Below are 23,298 nucleotides of genomic sequence, written 5' to 3' on the forward strand. Positions count from 1 at the left end.
GTCAGTTCGTTGAAGAGGGTTCAGCGAGTCTGTGGAGATTTCGTAGATGGGCATGGAAATCAACTCTCCAAAAATTTTTGACCGCTGCCGGCTGAGTATAAAACCCAACACCTGCTGGCGCAGTCGATCAAGGGGGGCGTATTGCAGTTCGGGAACGCTCCACCGCAACCGCGAGCTCCTCGACACCACGCGGAGCCGCCCGGCTACGAATCGCCGCTAGTCCGATGGTCTTCTGTGCCGGCAGATCTCGCTCCAGGACCACGTAGAACTCCCAAGCGCCGGGGTCCCGTTGGTCTGCCGTGTCACGTCGCTCTCCGTGCCAGGCAAACACGTAGATGTCGGCATGACGTCCGGTCTGGTCCACCCATTGTCCGCCGTCATTGATCCAATACCCGGTTCTGGGAGCGATGTCGAAGCGGGGGAGACTGCTGCGTTCCCCCCAACCCTGCGCAGACGCGGATTGCTTGACCTCCAGCCTGACGCCCGACTCGTGCTCACAGTCCCATGAATCCCACGGAGTCATGCGCTTCCAGCCGCTGTCCTTGAGTGCGAGAGCCACGATGGCTTCGACGTACTCGGATCTGTGGACGTTGTTCATCACCCGCCGGTCGTACGTTCGGCTGACCTCCGAGAGGACACTGGCAGGTATGAGCGGTGATGTCATGCGATCGACTTTGATGGCGGTTTCACAACCGCCCCGACGATGGCCGATCCTCTGGATTCTCACGTCAAAGGTGTCTCGCTTATCAGGCAACCGAGAAATGGCGACCGCAACGAAAGGTTCCGTCAAAAGTGATGCACCACCCTGGAGAATCGAATGCAGAGACCCGCTGTGGCCACGTTCAGGTTCCGTTTATTGCAGCTTCGGCATGTCGGAGCTGATCCGTGACCCATCGGAAGTCCGGGCAGTCACCGAGGATCATGCCCTGCATGGCTCGGTAGTCTTGTTCGATCACCGCGCGCAGTTCCGCTTGCGGGACCAGCCTTACCGATCCGGGAACGGCTTCCTCGAACCGCTTCCAGGCCTGCCGGAAGGCGACGATGTTGTGGTTCCGAACCGCGTCCAGCAGATCCGTGTCAACCAACGCCGACTGGCCGACTTCCGTCGCCGTGATTACTGCGACATCGTAGTAGTGACGCGAGATGCGGTCCTTGTCGGCCGGCAGGCGCCCGGCATCCCGGTATCCGCAGTGCACGCCATGCAGGATCAGCAGCTTCTCCCAATAGGTCCGCTCAGGGGCGATCACGCGAAGCCCGCCCGATGCGAATGACCAGCCCGGGAGTTCGTTGGCCATATAGGGAGTGATCGTGCATTCCCGGCTTGGGTCAAGCGCTGACCTCGCGCCAGCCTCGATCTTCACACGGGGGGCCACATAGGTGACTTCGCTGCTTGGAAAGAGGGTAGGATACTCGATAAACAGCGTCTGTCCGTCGTGGCTCTCATCCGGAACGATTTGACAGTCGGTTGCGAGTTCGTCGATCCGACTTGCCAGAGCGGTCCGCAGGGCCCCACGAATGTATCCGCGGCACGCCGCCCCGAGATCCTTGAACAGCGCGGCCCGCTTCTTGTTCGACAGGCCGCTCGCCACGGTCGGGTCGCGCTCCCCTTCGAACCCGAGACCGTCGCGGAACACCACGAGATCGATGTCCTCGGAAAAGCGTTCAATGAGTGCGAAGGCCTTGGACAAGGAGGTCCCACCCTTGAAGAGCAGCCTAGGATGCCCCTCCGGCTGACGGTTGAATAGCGCGTCGAGAACAAGGCAAACCCAGAAGTCCTTTTCCACGTAGCCCGGCAACGTGTCGAGGCGGGCTGCCGCCGCTTCGAAAACATCGCGCCTGTCCTGCTCCGGCAGGGCGAGGAACGATTCAAAGCCTCCGTTCATACGGCAACGGCTTGGTCGCTCGCGATACTGCGCGCCAACGGCAATGCCCAGCCGGGCAGATCGCGGCTGTTGTGCAACAGGTCGACCTTCACGTCGTTGGGAAGATGACGATTCAGCGTCGAAACAATCCCTCCGTCTGCGGCCGCGCGGGGACCCAGCCAACGCAGCGCCTGAACCACCGGCGCGGCGGGTCTTCCCGCCCACTTCATGACGCTGGGACCCGCGTGCCGGAACCGGACGGTTCTACCGTCGATCTTGAGCGTCCTGGAGTGGCCGTCGGTCACGTAGCTGACTTTCGCAGGCACTGCGTTGGTGAGGCCCAATTGATTCGCGGCCACCAAGCCGTCCGGCATGATCCGCACACCGTCCCGTCGTGCCAGTGCTGCAATGGCGGCATCCAGGTCGACGGGCGCGGGACGGTTCAACACGTTGCTGATCCTGGGCATGTCGTACAGGCCGTGGCTCACCCGGCGAAGCCGTCCCGCCTTGGTGAGACGCGACAGGGCCTGATCAACGGCCTCGCGGCTGCCGAGGTCCATGAAATCCTTCGGTGTGCACACCCACCTTCCGCTATCGTGGATGGATACCCTCTGCATGATCTTGTCGGCGATTCCGGTCATTGGGATCACAACGCTCGCGGTCGGAGGTGTACCTATAAGTGTCAGAAATCTATACTATTTATCTTACCGCTGCAACAGGCCCAAGAAGGAGAGCGCAGAGAATCTCGTGCTAACGGGATCGAGGCGCATCACCTTACGGCTGCTCCCAGGAGCAGTTCACGGTCGTGAGAACCTGCTTGTTGCCGCGGTAGGCCGCCTCGTAGTCACAGCTTCCGCGAACGTTGGAGAACCTGCCGGTACCGCCGTCAAGCGTTCCTCCGCCGCTGCCGCCCGTCTCCACGCCCCCGCCCGTCCTTCGACCCGACATGTAGAGCTTGTTCTCGCCCTGGGCGTCGCTGAACGTGCACACTGTCTCCAGGAGGAAGCTCTTCGGGGTTTTCCTGCCGTAGGCCACGCACGTCGTGTCACCGTGGGTACCCTTCGTAAACGGATCGCCGGAACTCTCGACAATGACCGCCACTCCGTTCAAACCGCCGCCGAAGACGGTCACCTCCGGCTGCTTCACCGTGGTGTAGCTGTGAGTCGAAACCATGAGCATGGTGAAGGTGCCGGTCGCAGCGCCGAGAACGGGCTGAACCACGCCCAAGCTTCCGGCCGCGACGATGCCCACCACGGCCGTCATTGTCCTCGCCGACGCCAGAACTCCAAGGATCTTCTTCGGTTGCATGGCAAGTCCCCGTTTGAATCGCACTTGGGCCATTCCTACTCGGATAGTGATACCGTTCGCTCCTTGGCCAACTCCGCGGCGTAGGACACCGCTGCCTGCACAGACTCTTTTTTGATGGAAGGATAGCTCTTGGCGATTTCCTCTGAATCCAAGCCTGCTGCCAAATTGTCCAGGATGGTGGTGACCAAGACTCGCGTGCCGGTAATGCAGGCTCTCCCATGGCAGACTTCGGGATCGACGGTAATGTGCTCTCGCCAGTTCATTGGCCTGTCCCCCTTTCATATTCTTGGTACGCGAAAACGGCCTCGGTTCCAACAAGGCAATGTTGGGTAGGTCAAGAGGATCACTTGGGGATCTGGGGACAGCGGCAGCGGATCGCGCCGTGGACCGTTACGGGCTTCTACGCCGCGCTGCTCAGGAACTCCGCCAGCCGCTCGCCGATGACGTAGACCGTGGCGTTGGTGTTGGCGCGCACCACCTCGGGCATGACCGACGCGTCCGCCACCCACAGGTTGTCCAGTCCGTGGACCCGCAGCCGTTGGTCCACCACCGAGGCGGGGTCGTCCGCCGGTCCCATCCTGCAGGTGCCGCTGGCGTGCTGGTAGCTGTCGTAGGTGGAGCGGGCAAAGGTCGCCCAGTCCTCGCCGGGCGCGGGGTTGCGTACCGCGCCGTAGAACTCTCGCATCGGCGCTGTGCGGGCGAGGTCGCGGATGAATTCCATGGCCGCCACCGTCTTCTCGACGTCCTTGGGATCCTTCAACATGCCCGTTTCGATGGCGGGAAAATCCCGGGAGTCCAGGCTGTTGAGGCTAATCCGGCCGGGCGCCGCCTGCTCCAGCAGTTGAAGCGACAGGGGCAGGAGCGAGCCCACACCCTCGATCTTGGTCGGAGGTCGCAGCGTCAAGCTGAAGTCGCCGTAGCCGGCGCCCGGGGTCCGCGCCATGAGGCGAAGCCTCGGCAGGGTCCAATCTACCTCGAAGTCCCTGACGGCCTCGAAGGTCACGTGCACGGTGGCGTGGTCCTGGAAGTTGCCGCCGACGCCCTCCAGCGCGTGGGTCACGGTGATTCCCAGCCGTTCCAGCTCGGCGGCCGGGCCGATGCCCGACAGCATGAGGATCTGGGGGCTGCGGTACGCCCCGGCGGCCAGCACCACTTGGCCTGCGGTGTCCGTGTGGACGCGGCCGTCCTTCTCGTAACGCACCCCGTCCACGCGGCTGCCGGACAGGGTCAGGCCCAGCACCGGTGCTTCTGCCTTGATGGTGAGGTTCGGACGCTCCCGCGCCGGATCGAGATGGCTCACCACGGCGGACTGGCGTACCCCGTCCTTGATGTTGCAGACCCCCGGACCCACGCCCACGGGATCGGGGAGGTTGGTGTCGGGCAGGCGCGAAATGCCCATCTCCGCGGCGCCGTCGATGTAGGCCCGGATCACCGGGGCGAGGTCCGAGTCCAGGCTGAAAGGGCGTTTGACGTAGACCGGTCCGGCGTGGCCGTGGTCCGGGTCGTCCGGGAAGTCCTGGTCGGCCTCGATCCGTTTCAGAACCCCGTGGACGGTTTCCCAGGACCAGTCGGAATTTCCCGCCGCCACCCATCGCTCCATGTCGTGGCGGATCGGCCACACCCAGCCCATGGCGTTGACCGACGAGCCCCCGCCCAGGATCTTGCCGGCCATGGGATAGAACGGGCTGCCGTCGATGGGCCGCTCGACGGTGAACGCATCGACCCAGGGGCTCTCGAACCAGACGCGGTCGCGAGCGCCGGAGTCCTGGATGACGTCGGGGATCGGCCGCGGGTCCGGCGCGGCGTCCAGCAGCAGCACCTTGCGGCGCGGGTCTTCGCTGAGCCGGGCGGCGGCCACGCAGCCGCCGGAGCCGCCGCCGATGATGATGACGTCGTAGTGTTCGGGCATGTGGTTCTCCTTAAGGGACGACCTTCAACGGCATATTCGCACAGAGACCGGTGGCGGCACCACGACCATGTGCTCGTACCGAACCGGCGGCCGGCAGCGGTTCCTACGCCGCGCTGCTCAAGAACTCCGCCAGCCGCTCGGCTATCACGTACACCGTGGCGTTGGTGTTGGCGTGCACCACTTCGGGCATGATGGAGGCGTCGGCCACCCACAGGTTGTCCAGCCCGTGGACGCGCAGGCGCTGGTCCACCACCGCGCCGGGATCGTCCGCTGGCCCCATTTTGCACGTGCCGGAGGCATGGTGGTAGCTGTCGTAGGTGGAGCGGGCGAAGGTCGCCCAGTCCTCGCCGGGCGCCGGGTTGCGTACCTCTCCGTAGAACTCGCGCATCGGCGAGGTCCGGGCCAGGTCCCGGAGGAACTCCATGGCCGCCACCATCTTTTCCACGTCCCTCGGGTCTTCCAGCAGTCCTGTCTCCACGACGGGGAAATCCCTGGCATCCAGGCTGGGGAGGCGGATCCGTCCCGACGCCTCCTGCTCGAGCAGTTGAACGGACAAGGGCAGCAGGGTGCCCACGCCCTCGATCCTGGTGGGCGGCCGCAGCGAAGCGCTGAAGTCGCCGTGATCGATGCTGGGGGAAGTCCGCGCCAGGAGACGAAGCCGCGACAGGGTCCACGCCACCTCGAAGTCCTTGGCGGCCGCGAAGGTCACGTGGACGACGGCGTGGTCCTGGAAGTTCCCTCCGACGCCCTCCATACCGTGCGTCACCTCGATGCCCATCCGTTCCAGCTCCGCGGCCGGGCCGATGCCCGACAGCATGAGGACCTGGGGGGTGCGGTACGCGCCCGCGGCCAGGACCACCTGGTCTGCGGTGTCCGTGTGCAAGCGGCCGTCCTTTTCGTAGCGCACGCCGTCCACGCGGCTGCCCGACAGGGTCAGTCCCAGCACCGGCGCCTCGGCCTTGACGGTGAGGTTCGGACGGCCTCGCGCCGGTTCCAGATGGCTCACCACCGCGGACTGGCGGATGCCGTCCTTGATGTTGGAGACCCCCGGTCCCACGCCCACGGGGTCGGGGATGTTGGTGTCGGGGAGGCGAGGCAGGCCCATTTCGACGGCGCCGTCGATACAGGCCCGGACCACCGGCGACAGGTTCGAATCCAGGCTGAAGGGACGCTTGACGTAGACCGGTCCGGCGTGGCCGTGGTCCGGGTCGTCCGGGAAGTCCTGGTCCGCCTCGATGCGCTTCAGGACCTCGTGGACCGTTTCCCAGGACCAGTCGGGATTCCCCGCCGCCACCCACCGGTCCATGTCGTGGCGGGTCGGCCACACCCAGGCCATGGCGTTGACCGACGAGCCCCCGCCCATGATCTTTCCCGCCAGGGAGCGGAACGGGCTGCCGTCGACGGGCCGCACGACCGGGACCATGTCGACGTAAGGGGTCTCAAGCCAGACCCGGTCGCGGGCGCTGGCCAGGCGGATGGTTTCCGGGATCGGTTGCGGGTCGGGCGCGGCTTCCAGCAGCAGAACCTTGCGGCGCGGGTCTTCGCTGAGCCGGGCGGCGGCGACGCAGCCGCCCGAGCCGCCGCCGATGATGATGACGTCGTAGCGCTCGGACATGAGGTTTCCTTACGCGGATGGGCATTCAATGGTCAATCCGCGCGAGAACGGGTAGAGGCACTACCACTATACGGGTAAAGGCCGCCCCTATGACGCGGCCGGCGTAGCGGCGCGGGCGAGGGCGCCCGCGTCCTCCAGCTCCGCCACCTTCCGGCAGGCGCGAATCAACTCTCCGGTTGAAGCCTCCCCCAGCATCGGATCGGCGAGCGCGTGGACCTTCGCGTCCATGTCCTCGTCGGACAGCGGGCACTCCAGGCTTCCCGAGGCCTGCTCCACCACCTCCTCGACGGTACGGCCGTCCTTCAGCCGTATGGTGATCACAGCGCCGGCTTCCCGGATATTCCCGTCCACCACCGCGGAGACCCGGTCGCGCACGTCCATGACCCGGGGGTCTCGCACGACCTCGTCGGTGAACTCGGCGACGCCGACCCGCCCGAGGACGAGGGCCGCCCCCACCGCGTGGTACACGCTGAACTTGCCCTGGAGACCGGTTTGCGGCGTCTTGTTGCCGGTGAGCTCCAGCACCAGCGGATGCACCCGCAGCTCCACGGACTCGATGTCATCGCCGGTGAGTCCGTGCCGTCGCTTCAGGCTGATGCAGCCGTCGAGGCTGGGATGGATCACGACGCCGCAGGGGTAGGGCTTGTAGGTGTTGAGCAGAATCTCGTAGCTTTCGCCGAGGCCGTCGCAGATGGCGGCGTAGTCCTGTTTCGCGGACAGCACCCGGGCGAACCCCCGGGGGGCCTCGAGGGCCTGCTCGGAGCCGGTCATCCCCTCGGCGGCCAGCAGGGCGGCGGCCAGGCCGTTCTGGGCCGCCCGTCCGATGAGGAAGGGCTTCAACATGGTGCCGAACATCTCCCGCAGCCCGGCGGCCTGGGTGGCGGCTCCGGCCAGGGCCCAGCACATGCGCTGGACGTCGAGTCCCAGAAGACGTCCGGCGGCGGCCGCAGCCCCGAACACCCCGGCGGTGCCGGTGATATGCCATCCTACGTCGTAGTGGTCCGGGTAGACGGCGTTGCCGATGCGGCACTCCACCTCGACCCCGAGGATCAGCGCGTGCAGGAAGTCGCGCCCGGAGACGGGGCGATGCTCGGCCAGCGGCACTAGCGCCGAGGCCACCGGACCCGCGGGATGAATGATGGTTTGCAGGTGGGTGTCGTCGAAGTCGAACACGTGGGAGCCGACGCCGTTGAGGAGCGCGGCGTGCAGCACGTCCACCCGCTCCGTGCGGCCCAGCACCGACGCCTGGGGCTGTCCCATGAAGGGACCTAGCGCCCGCAGCGTGATGTCCACGGATTCGTGCCGCGAACCTCCCACGGCGCATCCCATCCAGTTGAGCAGCGTGCGCGCGGCTTCGTCGCGCACGGCGTCCGGGACGGCTGCGATATCCGACCGGCAGACCCACTCCGCCAGTCGTTTGGTCACTTTGATGTCGGGTGTGCTCATTGGAAAGGCTTCCTCACGGGGCTTGCCGGCGCCAAGTGCCGGTGGACGTTCTCTCGATGTTCGCGGCTCACGGCCCCGCGCCGCGCCGCGCCATCCTTGACAAGGTCCATCAAGGTCATCAATGTTGAGTGCACAAATGTACCGTGAATTGCTGGAGGTGAGAAATGAACTGTGTCGACGCTGACGGCCACGTGGAAGAGTGCCTGGAAACCTTTGACGACAAGTACCTGGACCCCAAGTTCCGCGGCCAGCGGCCCCGGGTGGTGGGCGTGGACGGCATGGCCTACTGGATGATCGACGAGCAGCTCTTCCCGCGCCGGGTAGGCCGGGGCTGCAACAACCTCGGAACGCCCCTGACCATCAACGGTGAGCTTGCGAAACACTCGGTGGGCAAGGTGGACAGCGTCGGCAGCCAGGAGCTCACCAACATCCCCGAGCGGCTGGCGATCATGGACGAGGAAGAGATCGCCGTGCAGGTGGTCTACACGACGCTTTTTCTCGCCTATCCGCTTACCGACAACGTTCCCCTGGCCACGGCTCTGTGCGACTCCTACAACCGTTGGCTGGGTGACCGGCTGGGCGGCAACGACCGTCTCAAGTGGGCCGCGGTGGTGAACCTCGACGACGTGGACGGCGCCGTGCGCTCGGTGAACGAGGCCGCCGAGCTGGGAGCCGTGTCCGTCATGGTGCTGGGAACCGCCGGAGACCGGCTGCTGGACGACGACGCGCTGCTGCCCTTCTACGAAGCGGTGGAGGGAAACAACCTCGCGCTGGGCGTGCACGTGGGCTGGTCCTGCCCGTCGGTGAACAACCTCTACTCGCACATCTACCCGTCCGGTGTCATCGCGTTCCACATGCCGGTGCTGATGGCGTGCACCTCGCTCATCGCCGGCGGCGTCCTCGACCGGCATCCGGACATGCGGGTGGTGTTCCTCGAGGCCGGGTGCATGTGGGTGCCCTTTATGCTCGACCGCCTCAAGCACCGCTACGAGAACCAGGGAGAGCTGCTGCTCAAGTTCCTCCCCGAGTGCGTCCCCAACCAGGCGCTGCCGGCCATGGACTACGTCGAGAAGGGGAACCTCTTCTTCAGCACCGAGATAGAGGACTCGCTGCTGCCGCAGGTGATGGACCTGGTGGGGCAGGAGCAGATCGTCATGGGGACGGACATGCCGCACGGTGACCGCGAGCGCTTCGCCGCGCGCATCCTGCGGGAGCGCGCCGACATCTCCGACGCCGCCAAGGACGCCATCCTGGACGCCAACCCCAGGCGGCTCTACGGACTGTAGGCCTTCAACGACGGACCGCCTGCTTCGCGCCAGGAACGGAGCAGGCGGTCTTGCAGCGACTCCCGGGAGACCCGCATGGCACTGAAAGCCTCCATGGGCGCCACATACGGCTGGCGCGCCCGCATCGGTTTCGTAACTCCAAGTCCCGGCCACGAGAACAACGGCTACGAGTTCTACCTGATGGCCCCCGACGGGGTCACCATCGTGATGACGTCGCTCCACGTCACCCAGCTCACCCAACAGCAGTACGACGACGCGGTGAGCCGCATGGACGCGGCGGTGAAGGAGCTGGAGGACCGGCGGGTGGATTCGATCATCCAGGCCGGGGTGCCGCTGGTGGTGACCCGGGGATGGGGCTTCGAGGAGAAGCTCCTGGCCGAGGTGGCGGGCCACACCGCCATTCCCTTTGCCACGGACATCGGCGCCTGCATCCGCGCCATGCGGGCCCTGGGCATGAAGCGCGTGGTGATGCTCACGCCCTTCGACGAGGTCATGCACGGGCTGCTCGCCGAGTACGTGGGGCACGCGGGCATCGCAGTGGTGGCCACCCGCTCCCTGTGGCCCTCCGACGAGGCCGCCATGTCGCGGCGCTACGGCGTCTCCACCATGCCGCTGGCGGAGGTCTACCGCGCCGCCAAGGAGCTTTATCTCTCCACTCCCAACGCCGACGGCATCTGGATCACCGGCGCCCTCATGCCCAGCGTCGCCATCATCGACAGCCTCGAGCAGGACCTCGGCGCCCCCGTGGTCAGCAGCATGCAGGCGATGATGTGGGCCGGCCTCGGTCTGGCTCGAGTCAAGGCCGAGGTCGCCGGCTACGGGCGACTGTTCGACCACGCGTACGCGCCGAAGGTTTGAAAACTAGGACGTATTGAGGCAACACCCGACCAGGAGCTGCTCGCACTATGCGTGAGCAGCCACTCCGCCGAAAAAGGTGCAGGGGAACTTGTGGGGCAGCCTTCGCCCGTAGCCCATCCATAAAAAGGAAACATGCGGAGCGGAGGTTCCCCCGATGGAGCCTTCGGTCAGACGCCTGGAACCTCCGACGAAACGCGATCAGATCACCAGCGCAACATCGAACGCTGCTAGTCCGTTATACGTGAAACCAATACGGTAGTCCACGGGAGTTCCCCCGTGAAAGTTGATTCCAGATGTCTCTCTTCGTCTTATTCCTGTGCAAAAAAGCCCACTCTTTACCTTCTAGTTGTGAAACTAGTGCATATGTCGCTTCTAGCCGCTCTACTCGACCGCTGAACCGTGTTGGCGATCCCTCATCCGTGTTGAGTACGCCGCGAATTTTGTGTCTAACTTCCGGAGATACCGGTGCGGTCCGAAGCCCCCGGAAAACCTTCATGGCTTCTTCCGTCTTTCCGTTCACGTAGAGTTGCCTTGCATACCAAAACTGGGTCGAATAATTTGCGTCGCCGTCCGTAAAGGCACGGCGCCAATGGTATTCCGCCTTCATACCCTCGGCCGGAAAGTGCTCTGTAATGAGTCGCGCTAATGCCGCATTAGTTCCCTTATCACCCGGGCGGTTTTCCAAACAGGTCTCCAGGGTCGACCGTGCAGCCGGTAGGTCATCCGAGAGCGTATATAATCGCGCCAAACCTTTTGCGATAAACGGACTAGCAGGATTCCCGCGGAACGCGCGGGCGAGTGACTCCATAGCCCTAACGTCGTCCTTAACCAGTCGGGCGAGTCGGGCTTCGGCGTCAAGCAAGTACTGGTCGTCAGGAAACCGCTGCAGGCCCGCTTCAAGTTCCTTTTCTAGAGCCCTAATAGAGGTGTCTATGCGGTCATCGCTGTCGGCGTCGCTCCTAAGTAGTTGTTGTAGTTCATCCAATCCCAACTTACACAAGGTATGGAACCCGTAGGACGAATCGGCATCCGCGGAGGTTAGACTCCGAGCGAGTTGTTTAGCCGAAGTGATGTGTCGTCCGTGTTCTATAGGATTATTTGAGCGTTTGGATCTCTCGAGTTCAAGCTCGGCGAGCGTATGCGTAATACTCTTATCATAAGGCGCCAGGCGTTCCGCCACGATGAGTAGGTCGTACGCAGCCGACAGATTAGGGTTTTCCCGTCTCATCTCAAAGATAGCATATTGCTGGTAGACGTAAGCGTCGTCCACAGAAATTTGTTGCGCCTTTCTGAATAGGGTTCGTATGAGTTTGGGGTCGTGGAATAACTGAAGCAACTCGCGCGCCCGGATAAGGCGACGGAACGCAATACGGTCGACGCTGTAGCCCACATCGATTGCATCGAGTAGACGCATATACAGATCGAATCTTTCATCAGGGGAGGTGAGGGCTCTTTCGAACACGGTCTCGGCGATCCACGGGTGTCGGGCTTGGTATGCCATGTCGCGTCCAGCGACGTAATCCAGTGTCTGAACGATTGACTCTAAGGGAAGAAAAAAACGTTCTTGGAAGGTCGAAAAGGACACACCGTGCACGCGATTCACCAAGCCAGCTCGAACGAGTACATCGAGGCGGTTTAGGCTGCAGATCGTGAGGTAAATGTTACGCGCGGTTTCCGGTTCGACTGAACAGTATTCGTCGTATATTATTTCTTCAAAAGTCCTCCCCATCGTTGCTTCGTGCAGGGCTACCAATAGTTGCCGACCTGCTTTTTCGGCAAATGCTGCGACCCGCTGCGCTTCCGTAAGTTCCTCAAGCAGACCCAGGGCTTTGTTCTTTTCCAACTTGGCCAGAAGGTCGGTAATTTCTGGCAGGGAAAGGTATTTCAAGTCAAATGAGTCATTCAAAAGGTTCTTCAAGGGCCCACATTCTACGTTCCACTCGTTAGCGCGCTCGGTGCAGATCACTGTGAACCGCTGTGATTCGCGCCGCGCGCGCCGCAATAGGTATGTGAGATCAGGCACGTGATCAACGGGTCTGTCGAGAAACAAGAACAGACGATCGTTGATCAAGTCCGCAATTTCCGCCACGGCGTCATACGGCAACCGCGCGGTACCCGAATAGTATAGGCAGGTCTTCGAAAAGGTCACGGCTGCTTCCCAGGCAAGCCTTTTGAGAAAAGTCGTTTTTCCTGCGCCGGCGTGGCCCTTGATCAGATAAAAGTCGCAACCGGTCGGTCGATCGACTTCGTCGAGCAGGATACAATCGCTGAGAATTGAGTCTGTCAACCTGCGGGGCGCGTCCAAATTCTGTTGAATTGGTGACCAACCGAGGCTGGCGCCCTTGTAGAACACGTCGGGACGAACCAGGGGACATGGCATGTCTTCACGGACGAAAGTCAGGTCACCCTGGAGAAGGGCTAGTGTGGGTTCCGAAAAGCTTCGGTCCGATTTGACGATCCTGCCTTCGAGCGGGTGGGCGGTCCGAGGCGTCGATACCGCGCGCAAGGCGGGAACCAAAGAACTGTCGACGGCAGCAATGAAATCGGCGAACGAACACGGAAGGGCGGTGATCTTCTTTGTTTCCCAAAAACGTTGTTGGCGGTCACTGACATTGGGGACTACAATATAGTAACGAGGACGGTCGATCCCCTCCTCGGAGAGTTCAAGTAGGATCTGCCGAACGTCTGGGTCTGCCAAGCTATGACCAATAAAGACTACAGTATAGTTGGTGGCGTAATATTTGACGCGTTCAAATAAACTGTTTCGGTTCTTTCGGTGGATTACGTACTGATCGGTGGTGAGAATCAATGGGATGGATAGGTCGGCATGTCGGGATCTGCAGCCGTGCAGTTTGACGTACGGGAGAGAAGTAGGGGTTCGCAAGCTCGCATCGACTCGATCGGAATTTTTGTAGAAAGGGACTAACTCCTGGGCGGGCTGTTTGCAGTCCCGGTATGCGTGTTCGATAAGGAGGTCATAATTTGTGGTAGCAAGAGCAGCCCAACGAAACGTGGGAATCAAGCGATGGAAGGCTGCAGGTTGAAAATCGCGAAACGTGTCGTAGATGAAGGTTTGAACAGTGGTGAGGTCGGTTTCGGATATGGCCAATTCGGCGATTACGCCTAGTGGTTTATCAGCGTCCTCGCCACCGAGGAACTTATCGGCCAGGGCGACGGACAAGTCGTTGGTCGTAGGTAGTGGTCTACCTTCGGGCGTGTTAGCGCCCAAAGAGGCGCCGGCACCTAGAAACAACATTACCGCTCCGTCGCGGATTTGCGTGATGAGTGTGGGTGGAAGTTGCATGTCGTCAGCCGCGGCGCGCCACAACGGGTTACGCCAGCCGCGGCGCGACCTTCTCGGTGAGCAGCCGGATGGAGCTGATGACCTGTTCGTGGGGGATCTGGCCGCCGTGGTTGACGTCGAGGATCATGCCGGTCAAGCCCGTGCGTTCACGGAACTCCTCGATGCGGTCGATGACCGACTCGGGCGAGCCGTAGATGACGCGGGTGCGCAGGAACGAGTCGTAGTCTGCCAAGTACGCCTGGGCCTGGGCCACGCGGTCGGCGGCGTTCATGGCGGTGGCCTCGGCGATGACGCGGTGGAGGTCGTGCTCCACGCTGGCGCGGGGTATATCCCGCGCGGCGGCTTCCGACTCGGCGATGAAGATGGGCACGCGCACGTGGACCTCGGGCGGCTCGGCATGGCCCGCGGCCTGCCATTCCTCGCGATAGATCTGCAGGCGGTCCTCGTAGTAGTCGCCCATGAACCACAGCACCACGTTGAACCTGCTGCGGGCGGAGTGCGCGAAGCCCTCGGGCGTGCGCACCGCCATGTAGATGGGGGGATAGGGTTGCTGGAGGGGCCGCGGCGAGATGCTGACGTCGTGGTAGGAGTAGTAGTCGCCGTCGAAGGAGAAGGTCTCCTGGGTGAAGGCGCGCATGACGATCTCGAACGACTCGGTGAAACGCGCCGTGCTTTCCGAGTAGGGGATGTTGAAGCCGTCGTAGAACTTGGGGATGCTGCTGCGGCCGACGCCGAAGTCGAACCTTCCGTGGCTGATGTGGTCGATGGACGCCACCTCTTCGGCGATGCGCAGGGGATTGCCCAGCGGCAGTACCTGCACCGCCGTGCCGATGCGCACGCGTTTGGTGCGCGCGGCGATGGCCCCGGCCACCATCATGGACGCGGACAGCACCGAGGCCTTGGGCCGGAAATGGTGCTCGACGATCCAGATGGAATCCATCCCCATGGATTCGGCGGCATCCACCTGGTCGAACAACTCGTCGAAAGCCAGGGTCTGCGTCCGACCCTCGCGCACGTGACAGTCAACCAACAAGCCGAACTTCATCAAGTCATCCCCGTTGCACGGCGCGACGTACCCATCGCACGTTCGTCGCCGTCGTCCGTTGTCTGCCCGCGCGGACCGACACGGGGGCGGGTCTGAAACCCACCCCCGTGCGTTGGCCGCGGAAGCTCTTTTCGCGTTGTGTATGCCCGGCCGTGCCGAGACAAGCCCTTGGACCCCTTGGAATTACGCTGCCTGCAGGTCCCTGTAGTGGAAATCCTTGGAGATGGGCGCCAGTCCGCCGGCGATGACCGACCAGCTTTCCCCGGCATCGTCGCTGCCATAGACCTCGCCGCTGGTGGTGGCGGCGAAGACCGAGACCGAATCGCCTACCGCTTCCAGGCACAGCGCCTCGATGCTCGCCTGCAGGCGGTCCGGGAGCCCGTTGCGCAGGATCTCCCAGGTGCGCCCGCCGTCCATGCTGCGCGAGATGCGCGCGCCGGCGGAGTGGGTCCTTCGCCACTGGCCCGGGTTGTACTGCGCCGCGCTCAGGAACATCATGTCGGGATTCAGCGGGTTGAGCACGCATCCGTCCGGATAATCGCCGTTCTCGCACGGCCGCACGAGCCGCTCTTCGAAGTTCTTTCCGCCGTCGTCCGAGACGTACAGACCACGTCCGGTGACCTCGTACAAACGATCGGAGTCCTGCGGGTGGATCACCAGCCTGTGGGCGTCCTCGTAGATCCCGAGAAGCTCCTCGAAGGACTCGCCGCGGTCCCGGCTCCTGAGGAGGCCCCCCACCTCCACGCTCACGTAGACGGTGTCGGGGTCATGCGGGTCGAAGTTGATGTGCTTGGCGTGGGCGATGTGCGGCGGCACCGGGAACTTCCAGTTGGGCACGCTGGGGACCGACCGCAGCGCCGGCAGCTCGGTCCAGTGCTCGCCCAGGTCGTCGCTGCAGAACAGGTGCGCGGGCTCGGTGCCGGCGTAAAGCCGGGTGCGGCCGTTGCTGCGGGACGAATTGATGCTGTAGACGTCCAGCTCGGTGAGCCCGTTCTCGCGCGCCTCCCAGGTGGCGCCGTGGTCGCCGCTCACATGCAGCCCGGCGTGAAACGCCCCGACGAAGAACATGCCGCTCTCCGGCTCCTGGTGAATCGCGCTGATGTGCTTGTCCTCCAGCATGTGGCGGGCGACGCGCCAGCCCGCGCCGGAGTCGCGCTCCAGGACCGCGATGCCTTTGCGCGTCCCCACCCACAGTTCGTCGGAGCGGGAGGGGGACGAATACATGGTCGTTCCGCCGTGGGACAGTGCGATGGACATGGCTGTGCCTCCTTCGAGAAACGGTTCCCGGTCGCGCCCTGACAGACGGTCGTTGACGGGCGCGGAAACCCCGCAGGTGAAAGCGAAACCGACGCGTGATACCGTCCGTCTATGCAAGGCGGTACACCTTCGCTATGGTGGTGTCAAGCTTTGCCGGACGGAGCCGGCAGGCGGGAGAGCAGGCTGTGTCAATACTCCGCTCGGCTACGCCATGGCACTGAACCCCCCGAACCGTCATTCCCGCGAAAGCGGGAATCCAGGGGTGGGGAGGCGGGGAAACGCCGCTATAGCGCCCCGCCACCTCCCCTGGATTCCCGCTTTCGCGGGAATGACGGATTAGACTTTCGTCGCTGGGAAGTGGTGTGTTGACACAGCCTGTTTCGCGGGAATGACGATCCGGGGGATGCCTCTCTCAGGTGGTGTTTTGACACAGCCTGTTCTACGGAATGACGGTTCGGTGCGTTGGCACCTCGCGGAAGATGGCAGGAGACGGGATGCAAGTCACACGGCTACGGGTGCTTTACGGGGTTCTCGGCGAGGGGAGTGAACGCGTGGCGCGCGACCCCACCGGGTATCTGGGGATCGAGCAGGGGATCTACCGGCGCCACGGGCTGGAGCTGGCCTGGGACCACGTGCAGGGGACGGAGGAGCGCAACCAGGCGCTGGCGGACGGCGATGCCGACCTGTCCCTCGTCATCGGGCGCGCGTCGCTCCAGCATTTCCTGCGCACCGGGGCCACGCGGCTAGTCGGCTCGTGCATGAACAGCAGCCCCTACGTGCTGATGGCCCCGGCCGGGATACGCGAGCTCCCACACCTTGAGGGCAAGGTGCTGGCATGCCGCCGCGTCATCGCCGAGACGGCGCCCTTGGCCGAGACGTTTCGAAGTCTCGGCCGCCTTGAACTGGGAGCCGACCTGGGCCTCGATACGGTGGACACCGATCAGCACGCGCTGGATCGGCTCACGGAGGGGTCCGCGGGCGCGGCGCTGTTGCCGCGGCCTTTCGACTTCGTCGCGCGCGAACGGGGCTTCCTGCCGCTCGCCGGCTGGCCGGTGGTGGCGGACGATCCCATGCCCATTACCGTCGAAACGATGGCCGTGCGGCTGAGCGAGAAAGGCGGCATCATCGCGGCGTTCCTGGCCGCGCACCGGGAGGCGGTCCGCTATCTCCAGGGGCATCGGAGCGAGACCCTCGCGATGCTCGGCCGGGTGTTCGGCTATGCGCCCGATCTCGCGGCCGTGCTCTACGATGAGTACCTCGTGTTGCTGGACCCGCGTCTGACCGTCGACCTCCCGCAGGTGGAGAGACTTGTGCGCCTGACCGCGCCTGACGCGGGCGTCGGCGTGTCCGAGCTGGCGTCGCGCTGGCTCGTGCCGGGAGCGGCCAGCCCCGAGGCGCCAGTCGCCGGCGCCTGAGCGCCCGATGCTCCCCGAGCTTGTCGCGGTCGTTGCGGCCGCCATGTATGCCGTGAGTTTCATCGTCGCGCGCCGGGGCCTGCTCTACTCCACCCCCGCCACCGTGACGGCATTCTCCATGGTGTTCCAGGCCGGGATCTTCAGCGTGGCGGTGGCGGTTCGGGGGATGCCCGACTTCAGTTGGTACGCGGTGGCGCTGATGGTCGCCGCCGGCAGCCTGCAGCCCTTCGTGCGCCAGTTGACCTATCGAGGCATGCAGACCATCGGCGCCGCCCGGAGCGGCTCGCTTCGGGCCACTCACCCCTTCTGGGCCGGCATCATCGCGATCTCGTTGCTGGGGGAAGAGCTGACGCTGCCCGTGTTCCTCGGCAACGTGACGGTCGTCGCCGGTATCGCGGCCATTTCGCGGGAGGGCGCCAAGACCACCGACGAGAGAGCAGAGAGCCCCGGGTGGTACGTCCTCGTACCCCTGGCCGCCGCGGTCATGGCGGGCATCGCCTTTCCCTTGCGGCGGGCCGCGCTGACCCTGACCCCCGAGCCGGTCTTCTTCACCGCCGTCACCGGCACGGTGGGCTTGGCCCTGCTGGGAATCACCCAGGCCGTGCCGGGGCTGGCGCAACGCTACGTCTGGGACCGGCGGGCGTTCTGGGCCTTTGTCACGGCGGGGCTCTTCGAGGGCGTCTCCGCCGGCGGCATCCTCTACGCCCTCAACGCCGGCGAGGTCATCGTCATCGCCCCCATCACCGCCACCCTCCCCATGTGGATCCTCCTGGGCACCGTCATCTTCCTCCGGGACATGGAGCGAGTGACCCGCGCCACCGTGCTCGGGACGGTGCTGGTGGTGACGGGGATCATCCTGGTGTCGGTGGCGCGTTGACGCCAACCGTCACGGCCGCGCCAGCTCGAAGTCGATCTCCCCCTGAAACAGCTTCACCCGCGACACACGGACCGTGACCGGGTCGCCCATGCGGAAGCTGCGGCCGTGGTTCTGGCCCTTGATGAGGTGGGCGGTGTCGTAATAGCGGTAGAAGTCGTCCTCCAGGGACTTGAGGCTCACCAGTCCTTCCACGAACCAGCGGTCCAGCTCGACGAAGAAGCCGAAGTTGGTGAGGTCGGTGATGACGCCGGTGTGTTCCTGGCCGATCTTGTCGGTCATGAACTGGGCCTTCTTGAGGTCCACCATCTCGCGCTCGGCGTCCATGGCCAGGCGCTCGCGCCGGGAGCTGTGGTCGGCGGCCTCGCGCAGGTAGGCGTCGAGGTCTTCGCGGGTGCCGGCATCGAGCTTGGGGCCGGCGGCGCGGTCCAGGAGCCGGTGGACCATGAGGTCGGGGTAGCGGCGGATGGGCGAGGTGAAGTGCAGGTAGGCGTCTGACGCCAGGCCGAAGTGGCCGGTGTTCTCCCGGTCGTAGAAGGCCTGCTTCATGGAACGCAGCAGCATGCGGTTCAGCACGCGTTCCTCGGGCTTGCCGCGGCACGCTTCCAGCACGCGCTGAAGCTCCCCGGACGAGATCTTCTCCTCGCTCCGGTGGAGCCGGTATCCGAGGGTGGAAAGGAACGGGCCTATGGCGTCCAGGGTGTCCTCGTCGGGTCCTTCGTGCACGCGGTACACGCACGGGAACTTCCGCTTCCGCAAGTGGCCGGCCACGGCTTCGTTGGCCGCGATCATGAATTCCTCGATCATGCGGTGGGCGATGGTGCGTTCGGCGCGCCGGATGTCGACGGGCACGTTGTCGTCGCCCAGCACGATCTCCGTCTCCGGCAGCTCGAAGTCGAGGCTCCCGCGGGCGCGCCGCCGGTCCATGAGGAGGCGCGTCAATTCCTCCATGGCGCGCAGGGAGTCCATCAGCGCCGGGTACTTCGCGCTGGCGGCGGCGTCCCGGTCCACCAGCATGCGCGCCACCTGGGTGTAGGTGAGCCGGGCCGCGCTGCGGATCACCGACGGGAAGATCTCCACCCGTTCGACTGCGCCCCGGCGGTCGATCTGCAAGAGCGCCGTGCGCGTGAGCCGGTCCACCCCCGGCTTGAGGCTGCAGATGCCGGTGGACAGCGCCGGCGGCAGCATGGGTAGGGCGCGGTCCGGGAAGTACACGCTGGTGCCGCGTTCATAAGCCTCGGCGTCGAGAACGGAGTCCCGCGGCACGTAGTGGGCCACGTCGGCGATGGAGACGTAGAGTGCGTAGCCGTCGTCGGCGGTGCGCTCCAGGCCGACGGCGTCGTCGAAGTCGCGCGCGGTCTCGCCGTCCACGGTGAAGGTGGTGAGGCCGCGCAGGTCGCGGCGTCCGGCTGGGCTCCGCGGGACACCGGCCGCGGCGTGGCGCCCGGCCTCCTCAAGGGCTTCGTCCGGGAAGTCCTCGGGCCAGCCGTAGCGGAAGATCACCGCCCGGGCCTGGACCTCGGGGTCGTCGGGCGCCCCCAGCACTCGTTCCAGACGCGCTTCGGCGGGCGTGTAGCCGCCGCCGTAGCGGGTCATCTCCACCGCCGCCACCTGGCCGGGCTCGAGCGGTCCGGGCGCCTTCAGCGGGATGGCGGGCGCCACACGCGGGTCCATGGGCACCACCACGGTACGGTCGCCCTCGGTCTGCACGACGCCCACCAGGCGCCGCTGGCCTCGCTCCAGGACCTCGACGACGTGTCCCTGGCTGTCGCCGTGGCGCTTCTTCTCCGGGCGCACCAGCACCCGGTCGCCGTGCATCACCCGGCGCATCTCCCTGCGGCTGAGGTAGATGTCCTCCATGCCCTTCTGGTCCGGCACGACGAAGCCGAAGCCGTCCGGATGCCCCTGCACCACGCCCGACACGAGGCTCGCGGCCTTGGCCAGGGTGTAGTGGTTCTTGTGGAGGCGGATGACGGTGCGTTCGTGGACCAATTCCTTGAGGGCGTCCGCCACCGCTTCCCTTGACGCCTTGCCGAAGCCCTTGCGGATCTCGCGCAGGCTGAAGCGATGGCCCGGCTTGGCCCGCATCAGCGAGAGCACGCGGGGTTTGAGGTCGGTGGGACCGCTCATTCCCTCAGGCTTCTTCGTCGCCGTCAGGCTCCAACGCGGCAAGCTCGCCCAGGAGCCAGTCGTCACCGAGACCGGCGGGCCGGGGAATCTCCTCCAGCGGGACTTCTCCGGAAAGTGCCTCGATCACGTCGCGCGCCAGCGGGAGCGAATCCTCCAGCACGAGCAGCACGATGACGGCCTCGCGCGGGTCCACGGTGCGGATGATGCCGAGCAGTTCGTAGGACTCCACGATGAACTTGATGTAGGCGATGTCTTGCCGGCGCACCCGGAGGTAGAGTTCGTGGACGTCCATGTCTGCGGCCCGCGGTGCAATGAAGGGATGAGCGTGGCGCGGCGCCAAGGCGCTCGCCGGCGTCAACGGAGCAGTTCCATGAAGCCCCGCCCAATGCGCTTCCACAGGTTGCCGCCGTCGTCTTCGGCCCGTGGCGGCCGCTCCTCCGCGAGCTTGTTGTACATGTAGCGCACGAGTTGCGGCACGTCGGGTTGGATGGTGATGTCGGGGATGCGGCCCGCGAGCCGGAAGGGCAGACTGATTCCCTCGGCGTCGAAGAGATAGCGTACGTTGCGGTAGCGGCCGCTCAGGTCGCGGGAAAACGCCGGCGACAGCACGAGGGTCGCCAGAAGTTCCACTTGCCCGTCCGGGTTCAGCGAGCCTTTGCCCACGATGCTGTAGTCGCCCGAGACCAGCCGCATGTCGTCGCTGCGGACCTTGCCCTGGCGGATGGTGAAGCGGCCGGCGACGCTCTCGAAGGAAGTCCGGTCGTCGCGTACCAGGGAGAGGAAGGCGGGGCCGGCCGCGTCGATGCGGTCGATCCCTTCCACGGCGTCGAGCGTCGCGAGAACCCCACGGACCGGGTTGAAGTTGCCGAGGACGCCCTTGTCCAGGGTCATTCGGCCCTGTCCGTCCAGGTTCCGGACGAGAGACGGCCAGTCCGTGCCCGTGCTGTGGAAACGGCCTTCGAGACTCACGTTTCCGTTGATTGAATCCGCGGGATAGTGGGGAAAGAGCGCGAGCAGTCCGTTGGCGTCCAAACCCTCCGCGGCGGGCTGCAGCTCGACGTCGAAGCCCCGGCCGTTCCGGCTCGTGACGGTGCCATGGCCGTAAACCGCGCCACCCAAGGTCTCGACGGCAAGCCGTCGCACGGTCAAGGAGCCGCGGGTCCAGTGCACGAGGCTCTGCAGGTTCTGATAGGTGGAGCCGCCGACCTGGCCGCTGGCGGAGGCCAGGTAGCCTCGCACGGAGGCAATGCCTTCGTGCAGTTGGGCGGAGCCCTCGTGAACGACGTCGCTGAAGGAGTGCGCCCGATGCGCGGAGTCGCCGGTCACGTCGCCGAGGTTCAGGAGGTCGGAGTGGAGGCTGTAGTGCAGCGTGGGTCGGCTCAGGTTGACCAGCAACCCGCGCAGCCGCAGGTCCGACAGGCCCGAGCGCAACCGCAGGTCGCGTATCTCGATCTCGTCGCCGCGGAATACGAGCTCTCCCTGGAGCCCTTGCACGTTCCTGTTCGTGCCGGGCGGGCCGATGATGCGGGCGTCGGCCAGGCTCACGTTGCCGCGGAGAGTCGGCGGTTCGGTGCGCGGCCCCGACCGGTGCCCCAGCGCCAGCCGGACGCTCACGGACCCGTCGAGCTGGTAGTCCTTGGCCGCCGGGACGATTCCTTGCCATCCTGCCAGCGGCACGTCATCGGCCTGAACACGGAGTTGAACGAGGTGTTCCGGTTGTTGGACGATGACACCGGAGAACGGCACCTTGGCGTTGTGAAGCCGGGCTTCGGCTTCGTGGATCACCATGCGGTCCGGGCGAGCCCGCAAATTCATGGCCAGACGGGCCGAAACTCCCGGCGCCTTGAGGAACCAGTCGCCGTACTGGATGGTGTGGTCGTCCGCATCCATGGTGACCCGGATCCTCAGATCGTCCAGCGGTCCCTCCAGCGCGTTGGCCATGCGGATGGGCTCGTGGACTCTCAACCCCGCCGGCACCATTTGTTCCACCCAGGGCAGTTGTCTGAGTTGGTCGAGCTGGACGGGTCCCAGGTCCAACTCGCCCTTGGCCATGGCGCGGTTCCATGGCGACCCTCCGGAGAAGTCCACTTCGCCGGTCAGGCGGGCGTTGTCGGCCGGGGCGCCGAACAAGGCGCCCGTGATCTCCATCCCGGATACGCGCGGACGGTCGATCCGGCCCGTCACCCTCGCGCTGACGGTCAAGGGGCCAGAGGGGCGGAGGTAGGCCGGGAAGTGCGCTTCCAGGAACGTCCAGGCACGCGACACCAGGGTTTGCGGCAGCGACGCGGCGCGAACCTCCAGGTCCACCTCGTTCCGGCTCCACTCCGACAAGGGCGCCGCCGTGCCCACGGTGCCGGCCACGGAGAACGGGCGCGTGCCGTCCTCGGACAGCGCGCCGGATACCTCGACGCGGATGCGCTGTCCCCGCTGCCATTGGAGCGTTGCCGTCAGGTCCCGCAGGCGCAGTTCCTCGGCCTTCTCGGAGGAACGGTCCACCAGGTAGAGCTTGGCGCCCTGGGCATGAACCGCCGCACCGTTGGCGTGGGCCGACTTGAAACCAGCCTTGAGCGGCTGCGCGGGCGCGAGGATGTTGACGTCGCCGTACTCGTTGCGGATGAGCTGGATTTCCGGCCGGTCGAGGACCACGTCGGAAACGGTGGGCGCGCCAGTCAGGAGCGACAGCCAGCCGAGGGAGAAGGTGAGCTCGTGCGCGCGGATCAGGGGTGTGGCGGCGAACCGTGGATCGTCGGCAACGCGCAGGTCCGTGACCGTGATGCCCAGGCTTCCCGGGCGCCGGAACAACCGCAGCCGGACGGATTCAAACGCCACCGCGCGGCCGACGGCGTTTTCGATCTCCCGGCGTATGGATTCCTTGCGGTTTTCCAGGAAGGCTTCCTGTCCCACCACCGCCGCCACGCCCAGCATCGTCGCGAGGGACAGGAAGATCAGCAGTCTGGATGCCTTGCTTCTCATGCGACGCAGCATCCCG

The 23,298-nt window shown here is 65.0% G+C and carries 17 protein-coding genes; 4 read left to right on the forward strand and 13 right to left on the reverse strand.

What is annotated here, in order from left to right; all coding sequences use genetic code 11:
- Positions 1–842 precede the first annotated feature (842 nt).
- The 7 genes from OXU42_17700 to OXU42_17730 all read right to left on the reverse strand — a co-directional run bounded on the left by OXU42_17700 (position 843) and on the right by OXU42_17730 (position 8,140).
- Positions 843–1,883, reverse strand: a complete 1,041-nt coding sequence (locus tag OXU42_17700) for a nucleotidyl transferase AbiEii/AbiGii toxin family protein (GenBank protein ID MDE0031222.1) — start codon at positions 1,881–1,883, stop codon at positions 843–845.
- The gene (locus tag OXU42_17705) at positions 1,880–2,503 is read right to left on the reverse strand and encodes a DUF6088 family protein (GenBank protein ID MDE0031223.1); all 624 of its coding nucleotides are present in this window, start codon (positions 2,501–2,503) and stop codon (positions 1,880–1,882) included. The genes OXU42_17700 and OXU42_17705 overlap by 4 nt, the downstream gene beginning before the upstream one ends.
- Positions 2,504–2,636: 133 nt before the next feature.
- On the reverse strand, positions 2,637–3,170 hold the full coding sequence (locus OXU42_17710) for a hypothetical protein (protein ID MDE0031224.1): 534 nt from the start codon (positions 3,168–3,170) through the stop codon (positions 2,637–2,639).
- A 35-nt stretch (positions 3,171–3,205) separates the two neighbouring features.
- A complete protein-coding gene (locus tag OXU42_17715; protein MDE0031225.1) occupies positions 3,206–3,433 on the reverse strand; it encodes a DUF433 domain-containing protein in 228 nt (75 codons plus the stop codon).
- Positions 3,434–3,570: 137 nt separating this feature from the next.
- Positions 3,571–5,079: a GMC family oxidoreductase gene (locus OXU42_17720; protein ID MDE0031226.1), complete on the reverse strand. Its 1,509-nt coding sequence runs from the start codon at positions 5,077–5,079 to the stop codon at positions 3,571–3,573.
- 103 nt (positions 5,080–5,182) lie between these two features.
- Complete coding sequence (locus OXU42_17725) at positions 5,183–6,694, reverse strand: GMC family oxidoreductase (protein ID MDE0031227.1); 1,512 nt, start codon at positions 6,692–6,694, stop codon at positions 5,183–5,185.
- An 87-nt stretch (positions 6,695–6,781) separates the two neighbouring features.
- Positions 6,782–8,140: an MmgE/PrpD family protein gene (locus OXU42_17730; protein ID MDE0031228.1), complete on the reverse strand. Its 1,359-nt coding sequence runs from the start codon at positions 8,138–8,140 to the stop codon at positions 6,782–6,784.
- Positions 8,141–8,304: 164 nt separating this feature from the next.
- Between OXU42_17730 and OXU42_17735 the strand changes: the two genes are divergently transcribed.
- On the forward strand, positions 8,305–9,426 hold the full coding sequence (locus tag OXU42_17735; protein ID MDE0031229.1) for an amidohydrolase family protein: 1,122 nt from the start codon (positions 8,305–8,307) through the stop codon (positions 9,424–9,426).
- A gap of 75 nt (positions 9,427–9,501) precedes the next feature.
- A complete protein-coding gene (locus OXU42_17740) occupies positions 9,502–10,284 on the forward strand; it encodes an aspartate/glutamate racemase family protein (GenBank protein MDE0031230.1) in 783 nt (260 codons plus the stop codon).
- A 235-nt stretch (positions 10,285–10,519) separates the two neighbouring features.
- On the opposite strand, the gene OXU42_17745 is transcribed toward OXU42_17740, so the two are convergent.
- The 3 genes from OXU42_17745 to OXU42_17755 form a co-directional block, all read right to left on the reverse strand.
- Complete coding sequence (locus OXU42_17745) at positions 10,520–13,588, reverse strand: SIR2 family protein (GenBank protein ID MDE0031231.1); 3,069 nt, start codon at positions 13,586–13,588, stop codon at positions 10,520–10,522.
- Positions 13,589–13,616: 28 nt separating this feature from the next.
- Entirely contained in the window at positions 13,617–14,633 is a 1,017-nt protein-coding gene (locus tag OXU42_17750; GenBank protein ID MDE0031232.1) for an LLM class flavin-dependent oxidoreductase, read from the reverse strand.
- 183 nt (positions 14,634–14,816) lie between these two features.
- Positions 14,817–15,890 (reverse strand): glycosyl hydrolase, encoded by a 1,074-nt coding sequence (locus OXU42_17755; GenBank protein ID MDE0031233.1) that lies wholly within the window; start codon positions 15,888–15,890, stop codon positions 14,817–14,819.
- A 494-nt stretch (positions 15,891–16,384) separates the two neighbouring features.
- Between OXU42_17755 and OXU42_17760 the strand changes: the two genes are divergently transcribed.
- Both OXU42_17760 and OXU42_17765 read left to right on the forward strand, forming a co-directional pair.
- Complete coding sequence (locus OXU42_17760) at positions 16,385–17,305, forward strand: hypothetical protein (protein MDE0031234.1); 921 nt, start codon at positions 16,385–16,387, stop codon at positions 17,303–17,305.
- 7 nt (positions 17,306–17,312) lie between these two features.
- Entirely contained in the window at positions 17,313–18,182 is an 870-nt protein-coding gene (locus OXU42_17765) for a DMT family transporter (protein MDE0031235.1), read from the forward strand.
- A 9-nt stretch (positions 18,183–18,191) separates the two neighbouring features.
- Here the strand turns inward: OXU42_17765 and rnr are convergent, their stop codons facing one another.
- The 3 genes from rnr to OXU42_17780 all read right to left on the reverse strand — a co-directional run bounded on the left by rnr (position 18,192) and on the right by OXU42_17780 (position 23,282).
- Complete coding sequence (rnr, locus tag OXU42_17770; GenBank protein MDE0031236.1) at positions 18,192–20,309, reverse strand: ribonuclease R; 2,118 nt, start codon at positions 20,307–20,309, stop codon at positions 18,192–18,194.
- A 4-nt stretch (positions 20,310–20,313) separates the two neighbouring features.
- A complete protein-coding gene (locus OXU42_17775; protein ID MDE0031237.1) occupies positions 20,314–20,601 on the reverse strand; it encodes a DUF4911 domain-containing protein in 288 nt (95 codons plus the stop codon).
- A 62-nt stretch (positions 20,602–20,663) separates the two neighbouring features.
- Positions 20,664–23,282 carry a hypothetical protein gene (locus OXU42_17780; protein MDE0031238.1) on the reverse strand — a complete coding sequence of 873 codons (2,619 nt, stop codon included), beginning with the start codon at positions 23,280–23,282 and terminating at the stop codon, positions 20,664–20,666.
- Positions 23,283–23,298 lie beyond the last annotated feature (16 nt).

The sequence above is a fragment of the Deltaproteobacteria bacterium genome, from assembly GCA_028818775.1.
Taxonomy (GTDB): Bacteria; Desulfobacterota; Binatia; order UBA9968; family JAJDTQ01; genus JAJDTQ01.